Below are 18,844 nucleotides of genomic sequence, written 5' to 3'. Positions count from 1 at the left end.
TTCGAGTGCACTCCAAGGATTTAGCGTGGAGGCATGACGGTGATCGACGGAACTTCCCGGAGCACTCCCGCGACCAGCACACAGCCCGATCCACAGCCCGAACCCCCCTCGGGGGTGAGCGCCTGCGCGGCCGGTCCCCGGGCGCACCCCCGGCCGGTGGGGCGTGACAGCTACACGATCAGCGAGGTCGTCGCCTTCACCGGGCTCACCGCGCACACTCTGCGCTGGTACGAACGGATCGGGCTGATGCCGCACGTCGACCGGTCGCACACCGGTCAGCGCCGCTTCTCCAACCGCGACCTGGACTGGCTGGCCTTCGTCGGCAAGCTGCGGCTGACCGGGATGCCCGTCGCCGACATGGTGCGGTACGCGGAGCTGCTGCGTGAGGGCGAGTGCACCTTCGAGGAGCGGCAGGAGCTGCTGGAGTCGACCCGCCGCGATGTGATCACGCGGATCGCGGAGCTCCACGACACCCTGGCCGTCCTCGACCACAAGATCGAGTTCTACGCGGGCGCCCGCAGTGCGCCGGAAAGGCACAGTGCCTGATGACCGACAAGGACACGAACACGATCGCCGTCGTCCCGCTGGGCGGTGCCGGCGGACCATGGGTCGGGGCCCAGGGCCTCGGCTGCATGGGCATGAGCGAGTTCTACGGCGACACCGACGAGGCTGCCGCCCGGGACACCCTCGAAGCTGCCCTGGAAGCGGGCGTCACGCTCTTCGACACCGCCGACGTCTACGGGCGCGGGGCCAACGAGGAGTTCCTCGCCCCGTTCGTGAACGCTCACCGGGACGAGATCACGCTCGCCACCAAGTTCGCGCTGGTGCGCTCCGACAGCCCTGGGTACCGGGCCGTGAGCAACGACCCCGCGTACATCCGCACCTCCGTCGAAGCGAGCCTCCGCCGGCTGAACACGGACGTCATTGACCTCTACTACATGCACCGCCACGACCCGGCCGTCCCCTTCGACGAATCGATCGGCGCGATGGCGGAGCTGGTCCAGCAGGGCAAGGTCAGGCAGCTCGGGCTGAGCGAGGTGACCGGGCCCGAACTGCGCGCCGCGCACGCCGTGCACCCGATCGCCGCCCTCCAGTCGGAGTGGTCCCTCTTCAGCCGGGACGTGGAGAAGAGCGCGGTCGGCGCGGCGGTGGAGCTGGGCGTCACGCTCGTGCCGTACTCGCCGCTCGGCCGGGGCTTCCTCACCGGGGCGTTCACCGACGCGGGCAAGGACCTGTCCGAGGGCGACTTCCGTAAGCGCCAGCCCCGCTTCACCGGGGACAACGCCCGTACGAACGCGGCCCTGTTGGAGCCCGTCCACAAGATCGCCGCCGCTCACGGGGCGACGGCCGCGCAGGTGGCGCTGGCCTGGGTGCAGCAGCGGGCGCAGGTGCACGGCCTGACGGTGGTCCTGATCCCCGGCACCCGTAAGCGCAGCCGCCTGCTGGAGAACCTGGCGGCCACCCGGCTGACACTGACGGCGGAGGAACTGGCCCTGCTGGAGCCGATCGCGGGCCAGGTGGCGGGGGACCGCTACCCGGACATGAGCCTGACGTCGGAGGCTCGGGAGTAGTCCTTGCGGCGAGGGGACCGGGCCCAGCGTCGCAGCCATCGCTTGGTCCATGAAGGCCATCACGACCATTGGTCCGTGAAGGCCACCACGACCAAGCGCACCCGCCCCCTCACGCCCTCTGCTCACGGGCCCTCTGCTCACGCGCACCCCCTCATGCTCTCTGCTCACGGGCCTCCTCCTCATGGGCACCCCCCTCACGCCCTCTGCTCACGGGCCCCCTCCTCGTGGCCCCTCCTCACGCGCCCCCTCACGCCAGCCCCAGCGCGAACACCGCGAACCCCGCCGCCAGCAACCCCGCCAGTGCGCGGCGGGCGTTCGCGGCGCGGGTGCCGGCCTTCCAAGGGGCGTCGAAGCGGCGCGTGTACCGGGCGATCAGCACCAGCAGCCCCGCGAACACCGGCAGCCACACCATCCGGGCCAGGATCCAGCCCACCGTGTCCGGCCCGGTCGTCAGCCCCGCCACCGCCGCCGTGCCGTCACCCAGCAGCGAGGCCGGTATCGCGGCGGCCAGCATCGCGCTCTGATGCCAGCACAGGATGGTCATCGCGGACAGGTTGACCACCACGACCGGCGCCCACAGCAGCGGCCTGCGCAGCAACCGCCCGAGCCGGTCCCGTACCAGGATCGCCGCCCCGCTCTGGGCCGCCGCCAGCGCCACCACCAGCAGCGACGGCGGGTGCGAGTTGGTCCGCGCCTCGCCCGGCACGCCGACCATCGACATCGGGTACTGGAAGGCCAGCAGCAGTCCGGCGAAGAGCACCCCGCCCCCGACGAGCAGCAGCCGCGCCCCCCGCTTCCCGATCCGCCCCTCGCCCCACGAGACGCCGAGCTGATAGGCGAACAGCCAGCCGGGCAGGACGTTCAGCACGCTCAGCCAGGACGGCACCGCGTCCGCGAAAGGCCCGTAGCGCAGGAAGTCCACCACCGCGACCGACCCCAGCAGCGGCAGCGCCGCCCACCCGCCGAGCCTTCGCGCGAGGCGGACGCAGAGCGGGGTCAGCGCGGTGACCACGGTGTACACCCCGACGAACCAGAGCGGCTGGATCACCAGCGTCGACCCCGTACGCAGGGTGTCGCCCGGCACGCCGAGCCAGGAGAGCGCGGCCAGCAGCACCGCCCACACGGCGGCCACGCCCAGCACGGGCCTGCCGAGCCTGACCAGCCGGCCGCGCAGCCAGGCGGCCGTGGTCGAGGGCCGGCGGCGGTAGGAGAGGACGGAGGCGTACCCGCCGACCAGGAAGAAGATCCCGAGCATCTGGAGGACCCAGGTGAACGGCGCGAGGCCCCCGAACGTCGAGAGCGGGCTCGCGTTGTGCAGGCCGTCCCCGTCGAGCCGGAAGCCGCCGACCATCCAGTGACCGGCGGGCACGGCCAGCAGCGCGAGGGCGCGCAGGCCGTCGATGGCCCGGTCCCGGTGGGCGGGGGTCGCGGCCTCGACACGGGCGGCGAGCTGATGCGTACGGGTGCGGGCGCTGGTGTGTGCACGGGTGTGTGTACCGGTCCGTGGCTGCGTCCGGGCGAGCGCAGGGGTCGTCGTCATCGGGCCGCACCTTCCACGTCGTCGGCGGCTCCCCGGGCTATCGCCGCGAAGGCCCGCAGTGAGTCCGTGCCCGGGGCGAAGTAACCGGTGTGCCCCTGGGCGTCGTTCGCCGGGATGCGGCGCGCCCCGAACGCCGGGTCGGTGGGGTCCGCGCCGTGCCCGAGGCCCGCGAACCGCACGCTCGGCACGTCGTCTATCCAGTCGGTCGGGTCCTTCGCCGCCCACACCCTCGCCCGGGTCCGCAACGCCTCCACGTCGTCCGCCCGCATACCGGGGGAGCCGAGGACCACCAGGTCGCTGGCGGGCAGGCGGGAGGCGGCGAGCCCGCAGACGACGGAGCCGTAACTGTGGCAGAAGACGGCGGGCTCGGGCAGCCCGTCAGCGATCAGCCCCCGCGCGAGCCGGGTCAGCCGCCCGGCGCCCGCCTCCGCGAGCCGCCCGGTCGCCGCGTCGACGCCGACGCCCACGGGGGTGGTGTACCCGGCCCAGGCGATGACGGCGGTGCCCGGACCGGCGGCGGTGTGCAGGGTCCTGGCCATACCGGGCGGGGCCCCGTGGGCGGCGACCTCCCGGTCGAAGGTCCCCGCGTCGTTGTCCGAGCCGGGAACCACCACGGAGACCCGGTGCGCCGAGCGCAGGTCCCCGAAGACCTCGGCGACCTGGCCGCGCCCGCGCGGGTCGAACGCCAGGATCTGGCGGCCGGGGGCGGCGAGCGAGCGGTAGCGGGGGTCGTCGTCGGCGGCGAGGGCGAGGGAGTTGGCGCGGTATCGCAGCTCAAGGGGCGCGCCGTCGAGATTGCCGACGACGGACGGATGGCGCACGAGGAGGAGTTGCCGCTCTCTCTCGGTCAACCCGTCGAAGAAAGCGGCCACTTCGGCGGGGGTGGTGCGCTCCGGGTCGGGCAGCTCCTCGCCCAGCGCCCGGTCCGCCCGCCACGACGCACTGCCGGGCGGCGGCCCGGTCACCGCCTGCTGCGCATCCCCCGAGACCCAGCCGGCGGTCCCCGTCACCATGCTGGTGGCCAGAGCGAACGTGACCAAGGTCCTTGCGTATCGGCGCATGCGCCCCTCCCCTTCTGCCGCCGCACCGATCGGCGCGACGGGAGGAAGGTAGGAAGACGATGGCTGAGGGGGCGTCACACCGGGGGGCCAAGTGCGGGGTGCTACTGGGGTAGGGGGTGGGCTGGACGCTTGGTGAAGGAATCCGGGGTCAACAGGGCGAAGTCGTGCCAGACTGCTCGCACTCTGGAGGGGAGGGGCCGCAATGGAGGGGACGCTCCTGGCGGGCCGCTACCGGCTCGGCCGGCGCATCGGGTCCGGCGGTATGGGGACGGTTTGGGACGCGACGGACGAGCGTCTGGGACGGTCCGTGGCGGTCAAGACGCTGAATCCACCGGACGGGGCCGGCGAAGCCGACCGGGACGTCTCGGTGCGGCGGTTCAAGCGGGAGGCCATGGCGGCGGCCCGGCTGTCCAGTCGCCACATCGTCACCGTCCACGACTACGGCGAGGAGGCGGGCGACGAGCAGGTCATGTTCCTGGTCATGGAGAAGCTTCCCGGCCGGTCGCTGGACAAGCTGCTCGCCGGCGCGGGCACGGACGTCGCGCTGGTCCGGAACTGGGCGCGTGACATCTGCCGGGCCCTGGAGGCCGCGCACGCGGCCGGAATCGTGCACCGCGACCTGAAGCCGGCGAACGTCATGATCGACGGGGACGGCCGGGCGGTCGTTCTGGACTTCGGCATCGCCCGGTTCACCGGTGGCACGGACCTGACGACTCTGACCAGGGTGGACGGAACGGTCGGCACACCCGCCTACATGTCCCCCGAACAGGCCCGCGGAGACCGCGTCCTGGACGCCCGCAGCGATCTGTACGCGCTCGGCTGCGTGATCTACGCCCTGCTGACCGGGCGGCCGCCCTTCACCGGCACCGCCTGGCACGTGGTGCTGCTGGGGCATCTTCAGGAGCAGCCGGCGCCGCCCAGCACGCACCGGCCCGGTCTGCGGCCCGAGTGGGACGCGCTGGTCATGGACCTGCTGGCCAAGGAACCGGGGCGCAGGCCCGCCGACGCCGCGGCGGTGGCCGCCAGGCTCGCCCTGATCCCGGTCACGGCCCCGCCCCCTTCACCAGGGCGACCGGCCGGTGGCCCGCCCCCTTCACCAGGGCGACCGAGCGGTGGCCCGTCCGGGACGGACCGGGCGCGGCGACTGGCCCGGGCGACCACGGTCACGGCCACCGTGAAGGACGCCGCTCGGCCCGCTGTACCGGAGGCGCGAAAGGCCGCCCGCCCCGCCGTGCCGGAGGCGCGGAAGGCCGCCCGCCCCGCCGTGCCGGAGGCGCGGAAGGCCGACAGCTCCGAGCCGCCGGAAAATGGAGCGATTCCGGTAGCCCTGGCTGTGGGGGTCGTGGCCCTGGTCGACGGTCTGCTCGCCTGGCAGTTGGCGGCCGGGTTCACGGACCTGGGCGTGGGCCGGTCCCTCCCGATCGGGGTGGCGGTCGCCGGGGTCGTGGTCCTTCTGTGCCGGGGCCTGGCGAGGGTGGGAGAGGAAAATCGCAGCCTGCTTTTCGCGATGTCGGCTGTGTGCATTCCTCTGACCGCCGCTGTGGCGGTCGCTGTCTGGTCGGAACTTCCCTGGTGGACGGCTCTGTTGGGGATACCCGCCGCATTCGTGTCCTTCTGGGCGGTGATCTTCTCCGGCGTGCACGCGGCATCTTGGGATCTGCCCCACGAAGTGGCGATGGGCTGCGCGGTCTTCGCTCTGGCGATCGCGGCCACAGCCATCGTGCTGACGACCGCCCACGGCTGGGTCTGGCACCAGGTGCTGCTCGAAACGTCGTTCAACTGGGTCGTGGGTGCGTTGGCCCCGGCCGTCATGAGCTGGTCGTTTCTCTTCGTCACGCGTCGGCTCCGGCGTCGCTCCGCCGTGCGGTCCGGGCGTTGAGGCCCCTCCGGCCCCTGGTCGGCCCACGGCTCAGGCCGCGTCCCCCGGCGTCACGAGCCCCGACTCGTACGCGAAGATCACCGCCTGCGCCCGGTCCCGCAGGTCCAGCTTGGCCAGCACCCGTCCGATGTGCGTCTTGACGGTCTGCTCGGCCAGCACCAGCCGCCCCGCGATCTCCTGGTTCGACAGGCCCCGGGCGATCAGCTCCAGCACCTCGCTCTCGCGCGGGGTGAGCCCGTTCAGCCGCAGGGCCTGGCCGCCGCGCGTCGCGCCCGCGGGGCGCTGGGCCGCGAAGTCCGCGATCAGCCGCCGCGTCACGGAGGGGGCCAGCAGGGCGTCGCCCGCCGCCACCACCCGTACCGCCGCGATCAGATCGGCGGGCGGGGCGTCCTTCAGGAGGAACCCGGAGGCCCCGGCGCGGAGCGCCTCGTACACGTAGTCGTCGACGTCGAACGTGGTCAGCATCAGCACCTTCGGCCGGTGCACCACCCCGATCGGGGGGTTCAGCAGCTCGCGGGCGGCGGCCAGTCCGTCCATCTCCGGCATCCGGACGTCCATCAGGACCACATCCGGGTGCTGGTGGCGGCTGACCTCCACCCCCTTCCGGCCGTCTGCCGCCTCGCCCACCACGTCGATGTCGCTCTGCGCCGCCAGCAGCGCCGCGAATCCCGCCCGCACCATGGCCTGGTCGTCGACGATGATCACGCGGATGGTCACAGGTCCTCCGGAGGCGCGGGGTGGGTTATGCGGGTGATGTGGGTGGTGCGACGGGCGCGGTGGGCGGCGGCAGCGGCATCCGGGCGGCGACCCGGAACCCGCCGTCCGGCAGCGGGCCGGTGTCCAGCGTGCCGCCGGTCAACCGTACGCGCTCCCGCATCCCGACCAGCCCGTGCCCGGTCCCGCTCGTCTCCAGCGGCGAAGCGCGGGTGGCGGCGGGCCCGTTGACGACCAGCACGAGGAGGTGACCCTTGTCCGGCGCGACGAGGATCTGGGTGCGGGCCCCCGGCGCGTGCCGCACCACGTTGGCCAGGGCCTCCTGCACGATCCGGTACGCCGACAGGTCCACCGCCGGGGGCACCCCGCCCGGCCACGAGCGCAGCTCTGTGCTCAGCGCCAGTTGTGCCGGGAGCCCGGCCCGCACCGTCGCCTCCACCAACTGCTGGAGCCGGTCCAGCCCGGGCTGCGGGGCCCGGTCGCCCTCGGTGCCGTCGCTGCGCAGCACCGACAGCAGCCGCCGCATCTCGCCCAGCGACTCCCGCGCCGCCGCCGCGATGGCCGTGAACTCCTCCTCGGCGGCCTTCGGCAGCCCGCTGATGCGGTACGGGGCGGAGTCGGCCTGCACGGTGATCACCGACATGTGGTGGGCGACCACGTCGTGCAACTCGCGCGCGATCCGCGTCCGTTCCTCCAGCAGCGTGCGGTGGGACCGCTCGGCCTCGCTGATCGTCTCCTGCTCGGCCAGCCGGCGCTGCGCCACGCCCCTCTCCCGCACCGCCCCGCCGATCACCAGCACGACCGCGCCGAGGATGGTCAGGAGCAGGGCGCTGCCGTCGCTGCGATCCGGTGAGATCAGGTGCAGCAGCGCGCCCGCCGCGCCCGTCACCAGCCATACGCCGATCACGGTCCGCCGGGTCTCGCGCAGCCCGACCGCCAGCAGCAGGAAGAGGTAGGCGACGATCACCGGCGGGGTCCACGGCCAGACGCCGTGCTGAGCGGCGGGCCGCCCCAGCAGCACCAGCGCGCCCGCGACGTCGGCGGGAAAGATGATCCACCATGCCTGGAGGGGCCGGTGGGCCAGCATCAGCAGCGGCGCCGCCTGCGCCACGCCGAGTGCTCCCGCCAGCGCGCCGGACACGCCGTAATCATCGGCCAGGACGGTGATGGTGACGGGGATGAAGGTGGCCGCGAGGGCGAGGACCACGACGTACGGGAGCAGGCGCTGCCACAGCTTCGGCGCGCCGGCCAGCAACGGCGTGGACGGATGGGACACGTGGGACAGCTCGTGGGCGAGCTCGCGCAGATTGCGGCGGGCGGCGCTCAGCAGGCCGTCGGCGGGCGGCAGGGGCCCGGCGGGGGAGGAAGTGGGCATGACCGGTTCAGCGTAGGCAGGCGAACGGGTCCCTGGCGTCATACCGGGGTTCCGAACCGCCGCCGCCCGCCTGATACTCCAGTACGGGGTGCCCTCCGGCCGGGCTCACCGGCTGGGCGGGCCCTCACAGCTCGGCGAGCAACTGCGCCTTCTTCGCGCTGTACTCGTCGTCCGTGACCAGCCCCGCCTGATGCAGCTCGCCGAGGTGATGTATCCGCTCGGCGATGTCCGCGGGGTCGCGCCGCCCGGCGCCCACCAGGACCGGGGTCGAGGCGACGGGCGCGGTCTGGGTCCGGCGGACGGATTCCAGTACGGCGGCGGCGAAGGGCAGCGACTGGTGCACCGGCCCGTATCCCAGGCCGAAAACAACCGCCGCCGGATCCTGGTCGGCCGGAGCGCGGCTCGCGGCGGCCGGGGCCCCGTTCACGGACGCGTCTTCCGCCTCCACCTGCCCGGAAGCGCCGCCGGGGCCGTGCAGGTCGCCCAGGCTGCCGCCCGTACGACAGTCGGAGGGGGCGGCCGCGCGGGGCACCAGACGCAGATAGCCGTCCAGGGCCTCGGGGGAGCGCCACTCGATTCCGGCCAACTCGCTCACCCGGTAGGTCTGGTCGCCCGCCTTCCACTTGGCGCTGGAGGCTCCGGTCCAGAACCACCGGAAGGAGACCCGCTCCCCGTCGAAAGCGGCCCGCCCGTCGTACGCCTTGAACTGCATCGGCGCTTCGGGGGCGGCGATCAGGAAACGGTCGGCGGGCTCGTCGCACTCAGGGCCGAGACGGGCGCGCAGCTCGTCCGCGTAGTACTCGGCGAGCAGCTCGCGCTCCGCCGGAAGCACCAGGCGGTAGGGGTCGCACCCCTCCTTGAGCTGCCCCGCGGCAGCCTCCAGGAGCGGGTCGGCACCCGGTCTCGGCACGACACGCAGGACCACCGTGTCCCGCTTGCCCGGGGTCAGCGTCACCGACGACAGCGCACCATGCGGGATGCGGCGCTCCCGCAGGCTCTGCAGAAGCTTCGGCGTGCGGATACCCCGTTCGAAGCGGATGAGCACGGAGTCGGTGTCGAACTCCCAGGTGGCATGAATTCCGGCCAGCACATCACCCATGTGCCTCATCGTATGCGGCGCGGGCTCACACGTCCCCCCTCGGTGTGCGTCCTCGTCGACCCGGCGCCCCTCGCGCGTCCGGCCGGCCGCTCACGCGTCTCTACGCGCGTCAGCCCTTCCGGTCACGGCGCGGGGGCGAGTGCCCCGGTGGCCTCCCAGACGAATCCGTCCAGATCGGCGAAGGGGCCGGCGGTGCCGCCGAGGACGACGCGGTGCGAGCCGGCGCCTTCGGCGGGGACGCCGAGGTCCTTGGCGAGCCCGCCGCGCTTGTACAGCGCCAGCTTGGCGGAGCCGGACTCGTCGGAGGCGAACTCGGCGTACTTGCCGCCGAAGCTCCTGGCCACGGTCAGGCCCCGGCCGACGTAGAACTGTTTGGCGGCCTTCACGTCCTCGACGCCGAGCAGGAGCACGATCGCGTCGATCTCACGGGTGGCCGGCCCGGTGTCCTTCTTCGCCGATGTGGCGACCTTCCAGATCGTGCCGTCCGGGGCCTGGACGACGCCGCCGTAGCCCCACAGCGACTTCACGGCGGGCTTCAGCACCGTGGCGCCGGCGTCCAGGGCGGCGCCGACGAAGCCGTCGACGGTGGCCGGCTGGGACACCGTGAGCGCCAGGGTGAAACCACGGAATCCGGCGGTGGGCGCCTCGGACGCCCGCAGGCGGATGTACGCGTCCACGCCGAAGGCGGTGTAGAAACGGCGGGCGGCCTCGGGGTCGGCCACCTCGAGGGTGACGGATGCGAGGGACGTGTCGGATGCGGTGGTTGCCATGACCATCACGCTAGGGGCTGCTCGGCAGCGGTGACTTCTCGATTCCTGACGGGTCTCGTCACCTGCTTCGCCACACACGCCGGCATGCCCTCCACCCTGATCGCCGGCCCCGCGCCGCGCATCGTGCCCGTGACATCGCCGTGGTCATCCGCCGCCTCCGCCCCCGCCTCCGCGGCCTGTCGCCGGAAGGCCCCCGGCGACATTCCGACGAGCTCGGTGAAGCGGGTGGTGAACGTGCCCAGCGACGCGCAGCCGACCGCGAAGCACACCTCGGTGACGCTGAGGTCGCCCCGCCGCAGCAGCGCCGTCGCGCGCTCGATGCGCCGCGTCATCAGGTACGCGTACGGCGACTCGCCGTAGGCGGATCTGAACTGACGGCTGAGGTGCCCGGCGGACATGTTCACACCAAGGGCGAGCGCCTCGACGTTCAGCGGCCGCGCGTACTCCCTGTCCATCCGGTCGCGGACGCGGCGCAGCCGCGCGAGATCAGCCAGACGCTGTGCCTGGACGCGCGCATGCCGCCATTCGGGCTGACACATGGGAACCCTCCCCTTCTCCGACGAGACCCGTTTCTCTCACGAGAGCCGTTTCTCTCGCGAGTCCCGTTTCTCTCACGAGACCCGTCAGGATCATCAGATCAGCGAAGCTCCTGGATGCGGACCAGGTTGCCCGCCGGGTCGCGGAACGCGCAGTCGCGAATGCCGTACGGCTGCTCGGTCGGCTCCTGGACGACCTCGGTGTCACCGGCCTGCGCCTTCTCGAATGCGGCATCGAGGTCCGGGGTGGCCAGCAGGATCCAGCCGTAGGTGCCCTTGGCCATCATCTCCGCGATGGTGCGGCGCTCGTCCTCGGTGACCCCCGGGTCGGCGGCCGGCGGCGCCAGGAGAATCGACGTGTCGGGCTGACCCGGCGGGCCGACCGTGATCCACCGCATCCTGCCCTGCCCGACATCGCTGCGGACCTCGAAGCCGAGGACGTCGCGGTAGAAGGCGAGCGACGCGTCCGGGTCGTCGTGGGGGAGGGAGCTCATGTGAATGGTGATGTCCATGACGGGCAGGCTAGGGGCGGTCCGCGAAGCACGCATCTCGATTCCTGATCAATTCCCGCATACCCGCACATTCAGGGACTCGCCCCGGGAGCGCACATGCTTCCCCCGCGCCCGTCAGCCGCCCCGGTCCGCCCGTCAGCTGTCCCGGTCACCGGGAATGCCGCTGTGGCAGCCGCTGTCGGCGGACGCGCAGCGGACCGACCCGTACGCGCCGACGCCGATCGCCGCGAAGTTGCCGAGGCTCTCGGTGCCGGGTGCGAAGTAGCCGCTGTGCCCGGCGGCTCCGGACGCCGAGACGAGCCGGGCGCCGAAGGCCGGGTCGACCGGGTCGGCCCCGTGGCCGATGCCCCCGAACTCCAGGTGCGGTACGTCCCCGATCCAGTCGTCCGCGTCCCGCATCGCCCAGATCCGGGCGTCGGTCTCCAGCCGCGCGGCGCTCCCGGCCCGCATGCCGGGGCTGCCCGCCACCGCGATGTCGGCCACCCGGTCGGGGGCGTCATGGGCGGCCATCCCGCACACCACGGAGCCGTAACTGTGGCAGAACAGCGAGACCTTCGACGCCCCGGGCAACGCGCCGACCAGCGCGTTCAGCCGCAGGGCACCCTGCGCCGCGAGCCCGCCGAGCGCCGCGTCCATGCCGAGACCGGCCGGGGCGGTGTAGTCGGCCCAGGCGATGACGGCGGTACGGGTGCCGGGGGCGGCCGCGCGCTCCGCCCCGTACAGGGCCTTCGCCATGCCGACCGGTGCGGCGTACGCGCGGCTGCTCCGCTCCAGCGTCAGGAGATGGGTGTCGACGCCGGGGACGACCACGGACACCCGGGCGGCGCGGTCGAGGTCGCCGAAGACCTCGGCGGCGCGGCCCCTCCCGGACGGATCGAAGGACAGGATCTGGCGGTCCTCGGCGAGCATCGACCGGAAGCGGTGCATCCGTTGCACCGCTTCGCTGCGGCCGTCCGGCGAGAGCGACGGGTCGTGCGAGCGCAGCTTCTCCGCTGCCGCCGCCTGTCCGATGGCCAGACGGTTGGCGTGGTAGCGCAGGGTGACCGGGACGCCGTTGAGATTCCCCACGACCGATGGGTGCTTGTCGGCCAGCGCGACCTGCTGCCCCGAGGTGAGCGTGGCGAAGAAGTGGGCCAGCCGGTAGGCCGGAGCATCGGCCTCCGGCAGCGAACGGCCCGCTATGCGGTCCCGCGCCCAGGAGGCGAGCGCGATCTCGCGGGGCCCGTCAGCGTGCTGATGCCGTACGGCGGACCAGCCCGTGGTCGCCAGCATCACGAACACCACCGCGACGGCGAGCAGCGCGCGCCATGCGGTCAACGTGGGGGAGGAGTCGAAAGAAGTCACTGCGCCACACCCTAGGAGACGGGCGAGGGCGTCCGTGACCCAGGTGGCACACGTCACCCGGCTGCGAAGGATTCAACCGAGATTCTTCACACAGGGTTATGGTCGGCGGCTGTCCGACGCCCGCGCATCCTGCCGCCAGTCGCCCGCGAGTGCCGGGACGAGCTGGTCGAGATACTCCTCCGTCAGATCGCGCAGCGTCTCCACGCTCGAATCCGGCCCCTGGCCCCACAGCTGGCCGGTCACCCGCATCACCCCGGAGAACGCGGCGACGGCCACCCGCGGCCGTGGGTCCCTCGACACGTCGAGCCCCTCGCGCTCCGCGATCAGGAGGGCGATCTCGTTCTCCAGGGCGACGCCGCGCCGCATATGGGCGGCGAGCAGGGAAGGGGTCGATTCGATCATCTGGTACGTCCGCATATGGAGGTCCACCGGGATGACCTCCTCGATCGCCTCGCCGATGCTGTTCCAGGCGCTGAGCACGGCGCGCCGCATGGCCTCGAACGGGGCCTCGCCGGCCGGGCGGCGGCGCAGCTCCGCGATGAAGCGGGACTCGACCATCTCCTGTACGGCGAAGGTGATGTCCTCCTTGCTCGCGAAGTAGCGGAAAAAGGTGCGCTGGGAGACGTCGACCGCCTCGACGATCTCGTCGACGGTGGTGCGCTCGTATCCCTGGGTGGTGAACAGTTCGAGGGCCGCGCGCAACAGGGCGTCGCGGGTGCGCTGTTTCTTGCGCTCGCGCAGTCCGGGCGGGGTTTCCACTCTCTGCCCGTGGGTCACGTACCGGTCCTCTTTCCCCTTGTTCTTCCAGGTCAGCTTACCTGTGAGCCACCTGACAGCTACTGACTGGTGAATGCGTTTGTCAACTGTCAGTGGCTGTCACTAGTCTCCGCCGTATGACTAGTCAGACCACCGTTGAGAAGGCGCAGCGGGAGCCGGAAGACGGCCCCGTACCCGCCGCTGCCAAGGGTCTTCGCGGCCACCCCTGGCTGACCCTGTTCGCCGTCGCCATCGGCGTGATGATGGTCGCGCTCGACGGCACGATCGTCGCCATCGCGAACCCGGCGATCCAGAAGGACCTCGGCGCGACCCTCGCCGACGTCCAGTGGATCACCAACGGCTATCTGCTCGCCCTCGCCGTCGCCCTGATCACCGCGGGCAAGCTCGGTGACCGCTTCGGCCACCGCCAGACCTTCCTGATCGGCATCGCGGGCTTCGCGGTCTCCTCCGCCGCGATCGGCTTCTCCAAGGAGATCGGCCTGGTCGTCCTCTTCCGGGTGCTCCAGGGCCTCTTCGGCGCGCTGCTGATGCCCGCCGCGCTCGGCCTGCTGCGGGCCACCTTCCCCGCCGAGAAGCTGAACATGGCGATCGGCATCTGGGGCATGGTCATCGGCGCGTCCACCGCGGGCGGCCCCATCGTCGGCGGTCTGCTCGTCGAGCACGTCAGCTGGCAGTCGGTCTTCTTCATCAACGTGCCGGTCGGCGTCCTCGCGCTCGTCTTCGGCCTGGTGATCCTCAAGGACCACCGCGCCGCCAACGCGCCGCGCTCCTTCGACGTGTTCGGCATCGTGCTGCTCTCGGGCGCGATGTTCTCCCTCATCTGGGGCATCATCAAGGCCGGTGAGTCCTGGGGCTGGGGCGGCGCTCTGACCTGGGTCTTCCTCGGCCTCGCGATCGTGCTCTTCCTCGCCTTCGGCCTCTGGCAGACCCGGGTGCGCGAGCCGCTCGTCCCGCTGGCGATGTTCCGCTCCATCCCGTTGACGGCCGGCGCCATCCTCATGGTGCTGATGGCGTTCGCCTTCATGGGCGGCCTGTTCTTCGTGACGTTCTTCCTCCAGGGCGTCCACGGCCTCAGCCCGGTCGACAGCGGTCTGCACCTGCTGCCGTTGACGGCCATGATGATCGTCTCCTCGCCGGTCGCCGGTCTGCTGATCACCAAGTTCGGCCCCCGCGTCCCGCTGGTCGGCGGCATGGTCTGCACGGCCACCGCCATGTTCGGCATGACGACGCTCAGCGAGTCCACCGGCACCTTCACGATGTCCCTCTGGTTCGCGCTGCTCGGCTGCGGGCTCGCCCCGGTCATGGTCGGCGCCACCGAGGTCATCGTCGGCAACGCGCCCCTGGAGCTCTCCGGAGTGGCCGGCGGCCTCCAGCAGGCGGCCATGCAGGTCGGCGGCGCACTCGGCACCGCCGTGCTCGGCGCGGTCATGTCCTCCAAGGTCAGCTCCGACTTCGCGGGCAACTGGACGGCCGCGGGCCTGCCCGGCACGCCCGACCCGAAGCTGGAGGAGGCCGCCGAGTTCGGCATGGTCCCGGTTGACGCGCTCTCCAAGGTCCCCGACATGACGCCGGACACCATCGACCTCATCGGAGGCGTCATCCACGACACCTTCATGTCCGGCATGGGCCTGGCCTTCACCGTGGCGGGCTGTGTCGCCGTGGTCGCGGCCCTGGTCGCCACCCTCACGAAGCGCGGCGAGAACGCGGAGGCGGGCGCGGGGGTCGGGCACATCTGACACCCGGTCCGCTTCCCCCGCAGAGGGGATGAGACCTCCCGCACCCGGGGGAGGGCACGTCAACCCAGCGCACGTCACAGCCCCGCCGAACCCTTTCGGCGGGGCTGTCGCCTATCAGGGTGGCGTGGCCCCTTCGCCTCTTCCCCGGGCGCTGCCGTGCTGGTCAGGCTGGTCGGGACAGCGCCACGCGCCACCACCCGGCGCGGCGCACGACCACGGGGGTTCATCCATCATGCGTACGACCGTTCTCGCCGCGGCCCTGACCGCGACCGCACTCACCGTGCTCATCCCGTCGACACTCATCCCGCCGGCGCTCGCCCAGGGCCGCGCGGAGCCGCCCGCGCTCGCTCAGGGCCGGGCGGAGCCGTCGGCACCCGCTCAGGGCCGGGCGGAGCCGCCCACAGTCGCCCAGGACCGGGCGGAGCCGCCCGCACCCGCCCAGGACTGGGCGCTTCCCGCCGCGAACACGCCCTCGGACGTCCGGCTCGGAGCCTGCGAGGCGGGCCGGCTCTGCCTCTGGAAGAAGCCCGACTTCGCCGGGGCCCGGCAGACCTTCGAACTCTCCACCGTCGACATCGAGAGCTGCACCCCGCTCCCCAAGGGCGGCGACGCCCAGTCCCTCGCCAACCGCACCGGGCGGCCCGTCACCACGTACCAGTCGGCCGAGTGCCAGGAGACGGGCGAGTTCGAGACGTACCCGGGCGGTGGGACCTGGCTGCCCCGGTCCCCGTACCAGGTCAGAGCCTTCAAGATCTGGGAGAACTGACTCCGCGGCCCTTCGACTCCCCAGCTCCCTGACCGCGTGGCCCCGGATACGCCCGAGGGGCGGCGACGCACGCGCGCCACCGCCCCTCGGGACCCTGCGAACCGGCTCTACGGCTACGCGTCGCCGCCCGCCGCGCCCGGATCGGCCGCGGCCACATCCAGGAGGTCGTAACGGTCCAGCGCCGTCTTCAGGGCCGACCGGTCGATCTTGCCCTCCTTCGCGAGCTCGGTGAGCACCGCGAGGACGATCGACTGCGCGTCGATGTGGAAGAACCGGCGGGCCGCACCCCGCGTGTCCGCGAAGCCGAAACCGTCCGCGCCCAGCGACTGGTACGCACCGGGCACCCAGCGCGCGATCTGGTCCGGCACCGAACGCATCCAGTCCGAGACCGCCACGAACGGGCCCTCGGCCCCGTCCAGCTTCCGCGTCACATACGGGACGCGCTGCTCCTCCTCCGGGTGGAGCAGGTTGTACCGCTCCACGTCCACGGCCTCGCGCCGCAGCTCGTTCCAGGAGGTCGCCGACCAGACATCCGCCTTGACGTTCCACTCCTCGGCAAGGATCCGCTGAGCCTCGACGGCCCACGGGACCGCCACACCGGACGCCAGGATCTGCGCCGGGACCTCGCCCGCCTCGCCCCGCTTGAAGCGGTAGACACCCTTGAGGATGCCGTCCACGTCCACGTTCTCGGGCTCGGCCGGGTGCTGGATCGGCTCGTTGTAGACGGTGAGGTAGTAGAAGACGTCCTCGTTGGCCTCGCCGTACATCCGGCGCAGCCCGTCCTGCATGATGTGCGCGATCTCGTACCCGAAGGCCGGGTCGTAGGCGACACAGCCCGGGTTGGTCGAGGCGAGCAGCTGCGAGTGGCCGTCCGCGTGCTGGAGGCCCTCGCCGGTCAGCGTCGTACGCCCGGCGGTCGCGCCGAGCACGAAACCGCGCGAGAGCTGGTCGGCCATCTGCCAGAACTGGTCACCGGTGCGCTGGAACCCGAACATCGAGTAGAAGACGTACACCGGGATCAGCGGCTCGCCGTGCGTCGCGTACGCCGAACCGGCGGCGATCAGCGAGGCCGTACAGCCCGCCTCGGAGATGCCGTCGTGCAGCATCTGGCCCGTGGGCGACTCCTTGTACGCGAGCAGCAGATCGCGGTCGACCGCCTCGTACTGCTGGCCAAGCGGGTTGTAGATCTTCGCACTCGGGAAGAAAGCGTCCATGCCGAACGTGCGGTACTCGTCGGGGGCGATCAGCACGAACCGCTTGCCGATCTCCTTGTCCCGCATGAGGTCCTTCAGGATGCGGACGAACGCCATGGTGGTGGCGATCGACTGCGAACCCGAACCCTTCTTCGCAGCCGCGTACGTCTTGTCCTCGGGCTGCGGCAGGGGCTTCGCACGCACCACCCGGGTCGGCACATAGCCGCCCAGGCTGTTGCGGCGATCGTGCATGTACTGGATCTCCTCCGAGTCGCGGCCCGGGTGGTAGTAGGGCGGGTAGCCCTCGTCCAGCTGCTTGTCGGTGATCGGGATGTGCAGCCGGTCGCGGAACCGCTTGAGGTCCTCGACCGTGAGCTTTTTCATCTGGTGGGTCGCGTTGCGGCCCTCGAAGTTCGGCCCCAGCGTCCAGCCCTTGACCGTCTGCGCGAGGATCACGGTCGGCTGGCCCTTGTGCGCCTTGGCCGCCGCATAGGCCGCGTAGACCTTCTTGTGGTCGTGGCCGCCGCGCCCGAGGTGCAGGATCTGCTGGTCGGACATGTCCTTGACCATGTCCCGCAGCCGCGGGTCGTCGCCGAAGAAGTGCTCGCGGATGTACGAGCCGGTCTCGGTGGCGTACGTCTGGAACTGGCCGTCAGGCGTCGTGTTCAGCTTGTTGACCAGGATGCCCGTGCGGTCCTGCGCCAGCAGCGGGTCCCAGGAGCGGTCCCAGACCAGCTTGATGACGTTCCAGCCGGCGCCCCGGAACTGCGACTCCAGCTCCTGGATGATCTTGCCGTTGCCGCGCACCGGGCCGTCGAGCCGCTGGAGGTTGCAGTTGACGACGAAGGTCAGGTTGTCCAGGCCCTCACGGGCGGCGATGGACAGCTGGCCCAGCGACTCGGGCTCGTCCATCTCGCCGTCGCCCAGATAGGCCCAGACGTGCGACTTGGAGGTGTCGGCGATGCCGCGCGCCTCCATGTAGCGGTTCATCCGCGCCTGGTAGATCGCGCCGAGCGGGCCGAGGCCCATCGAGACGGTCGGGAACTCCCAGAAGTCCGGCATCAGCCGCGGGTGCGGGTAGCTGGACAGCCCGTTCGGCGCCTTCGACTTCTCCTGGCGGAACGCGTCGAGCTGGGCCTCGCTCAGCCGGTCGAGCAGGAACGCGCGGGCGTAGATCCCGGGGGAGGCGTGCCCCTGGAAGAAGATCTGGTCGCCGCCGTCGCCCTGGTCCTTGCCGCGGAAGAAGTGGTTGAAGCCCACGTCGTACAGCGAGGCGGAGGAGGCGAAGGTGGCGATGTGGCCGCCGACGCCGATCCCGGGGCGCTGCGCCCGGGAGACCATCACGGCCGCGTTCCAGCGGGTCGCGTTGAGGACCTTGCGCTCGATCTCCTCGTCGCCCGGGAAGAACGGCTCGTCCTTCGTGGCGATCGTGTTCACGTAGTCCGTGCTGCGCATCTCCGGCACGGCGACGCGCTTCTCGCGTGCCCGTTCGATGAGGCGGAGCATCAGGTAGCGGGCCCGCTCACGGCCTCGCTCGTCGACGGCGGCGTCGAGGGAGTCGAGCCATTCCTGGGTCTCCTCCGGATCAAAATCCGGGACCTGGCTCGGAAGGCCGCCAATGATGATCGGGTTGCGATCGGATCCGGAAGCCACACTGTTCCTTCGCTGTTCGGTGGTGCTCTGCGGGGTCTGTTACGGGGAACGTACCCCCGGGACAACTGTGTGTGCGCCGCCTCCATCGTGCTACCGCGAGGGCCCGAACGTCATCTCTACCGTGGGGTAACCCCGAGGTTCCGAAATTTCTCCGGCGGGGCACGAGTATGGGCAGTACGCGGCGGGGTACGGGCAAACCGCAACCTTACGCCCAAGGCGTCCAAGTGTTCCCAAAGGCTGTTCGACTCCGATTGGCGGAGCGAAACGGCATAAGCTGAGGAAGGACGTAAACGGATGGGGTGACCTTGCGGAGCCCCG

General features: G+C 71.6%; 16 protein-coding genes. 5 read left to right on the top strand and 11 right to left on the bottom strand.

Going from position 1 to position 18,844, the window contains the following annotated elements; translation table 11 throughout:
- Positions 1 to 33: 33 nt before the first annotated feature.
- The gene (locus tag ACLJPL_RS01855; RefSeq protein ID WP_411078860.1) at positions 34 to 546 is read left to right on the top strand and encodes a MerR family transcriptional regulator; all 513 of its coding nucleotides are present in this window, start codon (positions 34 to 36) and stop codon (positions 544 to 546) included.
- Positions 546 to 1,571 carry an aldo/keto reductase gene (locus tag ACLJPL_RS01850; protein WP_411078859.1) on the top strand — a complete coding sequence of 342 codons (1,026 nt, stop codon included), beginning with the start codon at positions 546 to 548 and terminating at the stop codon, positions 1,569 to 1,571. Before ACLJPL_RS01855 ends, ACLJPL_RS01850 begins: the two co-directional genes overlap by 1 nt.
- Positions 1,572 to 1,818: 247 nt before the next feature.
- Here the strand turns inward: ACLJPL_RS01850 and ACLJPL_RS01845 are convergent, their stop codons facing one another.
- Positions 1,819 to 3,111, bottom strand: a complete 1,293-nt coding sequence (locus tag ACLJPL_RS01845) for an acyltransferase family protein (RefSeq protein WP_411078858.1) — start codon at positions 3,109 to 3,111, stop codon at positions 1,819 to 1,821.
- Positions 3,108 to 4,172: an alpha/beta hydrolase gene (locus ACLJPL_RS01840; protein WP_411078857.1), complete on the bottom strand. Its 1,065-nt coding sequence runs from the start codon at positions 4,170 to 4,172 to the stop codon at positions 3,108 to 3,110. Before ACLJPL_RS01840 ends, ACLJPL_RS01845 begins: the two co-directional genes overlap by 4 nt.
- Before the next feature lie 202 nt (positions 4,173 to 4,374).
- Here ACLJPL_RS01840 and ACLJPL_RS01835 point away from each other — a divergent pair, with 202 nt between their 5' ends.
- On the top strand, positions 4,375 to 6,051 hold the full coding sequence (locus tag ACLJPL_RS01835) for a serine/threonine-protein kinase (protein ID WP_411078856.1): 1,677 nt from the start codon (positions 4,375 to 4,377) through the stop codon (positions 6,049 to 6,051).
- A 30-nt stretch (positions 6,052 to 6,081) separates the two neighbouring features.
- Here ACLJPL_RS01835 and ACLJPL_RS01830 read toward each other — a convergent pair whose 3' ends face one another.
- From ACLJPL_RS01830 to ACLJPL_RS01795, 8 genes are all read right to left on the bottom strand, one after another.
- Positions 6,082 to 6,768: a response regulator gene (locus ACLJPL_RS01830; protein ID WP_411078855.1), complete on the bottom strand. Its 687-nt coding sequence runs from the start codon at positions 6,766 to 6,768 to the stop codon at positions 6,082 to 6,084.
- A gap of 25 nt (positions 6,769 to 6,793) precedes the next feature.
- On the bottom strand, positions 6,794 to 8,140 hold the full coding sequence (locus tag ACLJPL_RS01825) for a sensor histidine kinase (RefSeq protein WP_411078854.1): 1,347 nt from the start codon (positions 8,138 to 8,140) through the stop codon (positions 6,794 to 6,796).
- A gap of 124 nt (positions 8,141 to 8,264) precedes the next feature.
- The gene (locus tag ACLJPL_RS01820) at positions 8,265 to 9,239 is read right to left on the bottom strand and encodes a DUF4429 domain-containing protein (RefSeq protein WP_411078853.1); all 975 of its coding nucleotides are present in this window, start codon (positions 9,237 to 9,239) and stop codon (positions 8,265 to 8,267) included.
- Positions 9,240 to 9,361: 122 nt separating this feature from the next.
- Positions 9,362 to 10,009: a glyoxalase gene (locus ACLJPL_RS01815; protein WP_411078852.1), complete on the bottom strand. Its 648-nt coding sequence runs from the start codon at positions 10,007 to 10,009 to the stop codon at positions 9,362 to 9,364.
- 5 nt (positions 10,010 to 10,014) lie between these two features.
- Complete coding sequence (locus ACLJPL_RS01810) at positions 10,015 to 10,548, bottom strand: helix-turn-helix transcriptional regulator (RefSeq protein ID WP_411078851.1); 534 nt, start codon at positions 10,546 to 10,548, stop codon at positions 10,015 to 10,017.
- 98 nt (positions 10,549 to 10,646) lie between these two features.
- Positions 10,647 to 11,057, bottom strand: a complete 411-nt coding sequence (locus ACLJPL_RS01805) for a VOC family protein (RefSeq protein ID WP_411078850.1) — start codon at positions 11,055 to 11,057, stop codon at positions 10,647 to 10,649.
- Between the two features lie 135 nt (positions 11,058 to 11,192).
- Entirely contained in the window at positions 11,193 to 12,401 is a 1,209-nt protein-coding gene (locus ACLJPL_RS01800; protein WP_411078849.1) for an alpha/beta hydrolase, read from the bottom strand.
- Positions 12,402 to 12,497: 96 nt separating this feature from the next.
- Complete coding sequence (locus ACLJPL_RS01795; RefSeq protein WP_411078848.1) at positions 12,498 to 13,178, bottom strand: TetR/AcrR family transcriptional regulator; 681 nt, start codon at positions 13,176 to 13,178, stop codon at positions 12,498 to 12,500.
- A 116-nt stretch (positions 13,179 to 13,294) separates the two neighbouring features.
- Here ACLJPL_RS01795 and ACLJPL_RS01790 point away from each other — a divergent pair, with 116 nt between their 5' ends.
- On the top strand, positions 13,295 to 14,914 hold the full coding sequence (locus tag ACLJPL_RS01790) for an MFS transporter (protein WP_411078847.1): 1,620 nt from the start codon (positions 13,295 to 13,297) through the stop codon (positions 14,912 to 14,914).
- Positions 14,915 to 15,146: 232 nt separating this feature from the next.
- On the top strand, positions 15,147 to 15,680 hold the full coding sequence (locus tag ACLJPL_RS01785) for a peptidase inhibitor family I36 protein (RefSeq protein ID WP_411078846.1): 534 nt from the start codon (positions 15,147 to 15,149) through the stop codon (positions 15,678 to 15,680).
- Positions 15,681 to 15,793: 113 nt separating this feature from the next.
- Here ACLJPL_RS01785 and aceE read toward each other — a convergent pair whose 3' ends face one another.
- Entirely contained in the window at positions 15,794 to 18,526 is a 2,733-nt protein-coding gene (aceE, locus tag ACLJPL_RS01780; RefSeq protein ID WP_411078845.1) for a pyruvate dehydrogenase (acetyl-transferring), homodimeric type, read from the bottom strand.
- Positions 18,527 to 18,844: the final 318 nt, after the last annotated feature.

The organism is Streptomyces sp. cmx-18-6 (assembly GCF_046548915.1).
GTDB lineage: Bacteria > Actinomycetota > Actinomycetes > Streptomycetales > Streptomycetaceae > Streptomyces.
The sequence above is the reverse complement of the archived record's forward strand: the minus strand, read 5'-3'. Positions and strand labels throughout refer to the sequence as shown.

Coding starts and splice junctions, on each gene's coding strand:
- ACLJPL_RS01855 (WP_411078860.1), top strand. CDS start 34: ATGACGGTGATCGACGGAACTTCCCGGAGCACTCCCGCGACCAGCACA.
- ACLJPL_RS01850 (WP_411078859.1), top strand. CDS start 546: ATGACCGACAAGGACACGAACACGATCGCCGTCGTCCCGCTGGGCGGT.
- ACLJPL_RS01845 (WP_411078858.1), bottom strand. CDS start 3,111: ATGACGACGACCCCTGCGCTCGCCCGGACGCAGCCACGGACCGGTACA.
- ACLJPL_RS01840 (WP_411078857.1), bottom strand. CDS start 4,172: ATGCGCCGATACGCAAGGACCTTGGTCACGTTCGCTCTGGCCACCAGC.
- ACLJPL_RS01835 (WP_411078856.1), top strand. CDS start 4,375: ATGGAGGGGACGCTCCTGGCGGGCCGCTACCGGCTCGGCCGGCGCATC.
- ACLJPL_RS01825 (WP_411078854.1), bottom strand. CDS start 8,140: ATGCCCACTTCCTCCCCCGCCGGGCCCCTGCCGCCCGCCGACGGCCTG.
- ACLJPL_RS01820 (WP_411078853.1), bottom strand. CDS start 9,239: ATGGGTGATGTGCTGGCCGGAATTCATGCCACCTGGGAGTTCGACACC.
- ACLJPL_RS01815 (WP_411078852.1), bottom strand. CDS start 10,009: ATGGCAACCACCGCATCCGACACGTCCCTCGCATCCGTCACCCTCGAG.
- ACLJPL_RS01810 (WP_411078851.1), bottom strand. CDS start 10,548: ATGTGTCAGCCCGAATGGCGGCATGCGCGCGTCCAGGCACAGCGTCTG.
- ACLJPL_RS01805 (WP_411078850.1), bottom strand. CDS start 11,057: ATGGACATCACCATTCACATGAGCTCCCTCCCCCACGACGACCCGGAC.
- ACLJPL_RS01790 (WP_411078847.1), top strand. CDS start 13,295: ATGACTAGTCAGACCACCGTTGAGAAGGCGCAGCGGGAGCCGGAAGAC.
- ACLJPL_RS01785 (WP_411078846.1), top strand. CDS start 15,147: ATGCGTACGACCGTTCTCGCCGCGGCCCTGACCGCGACCGCACTCACC.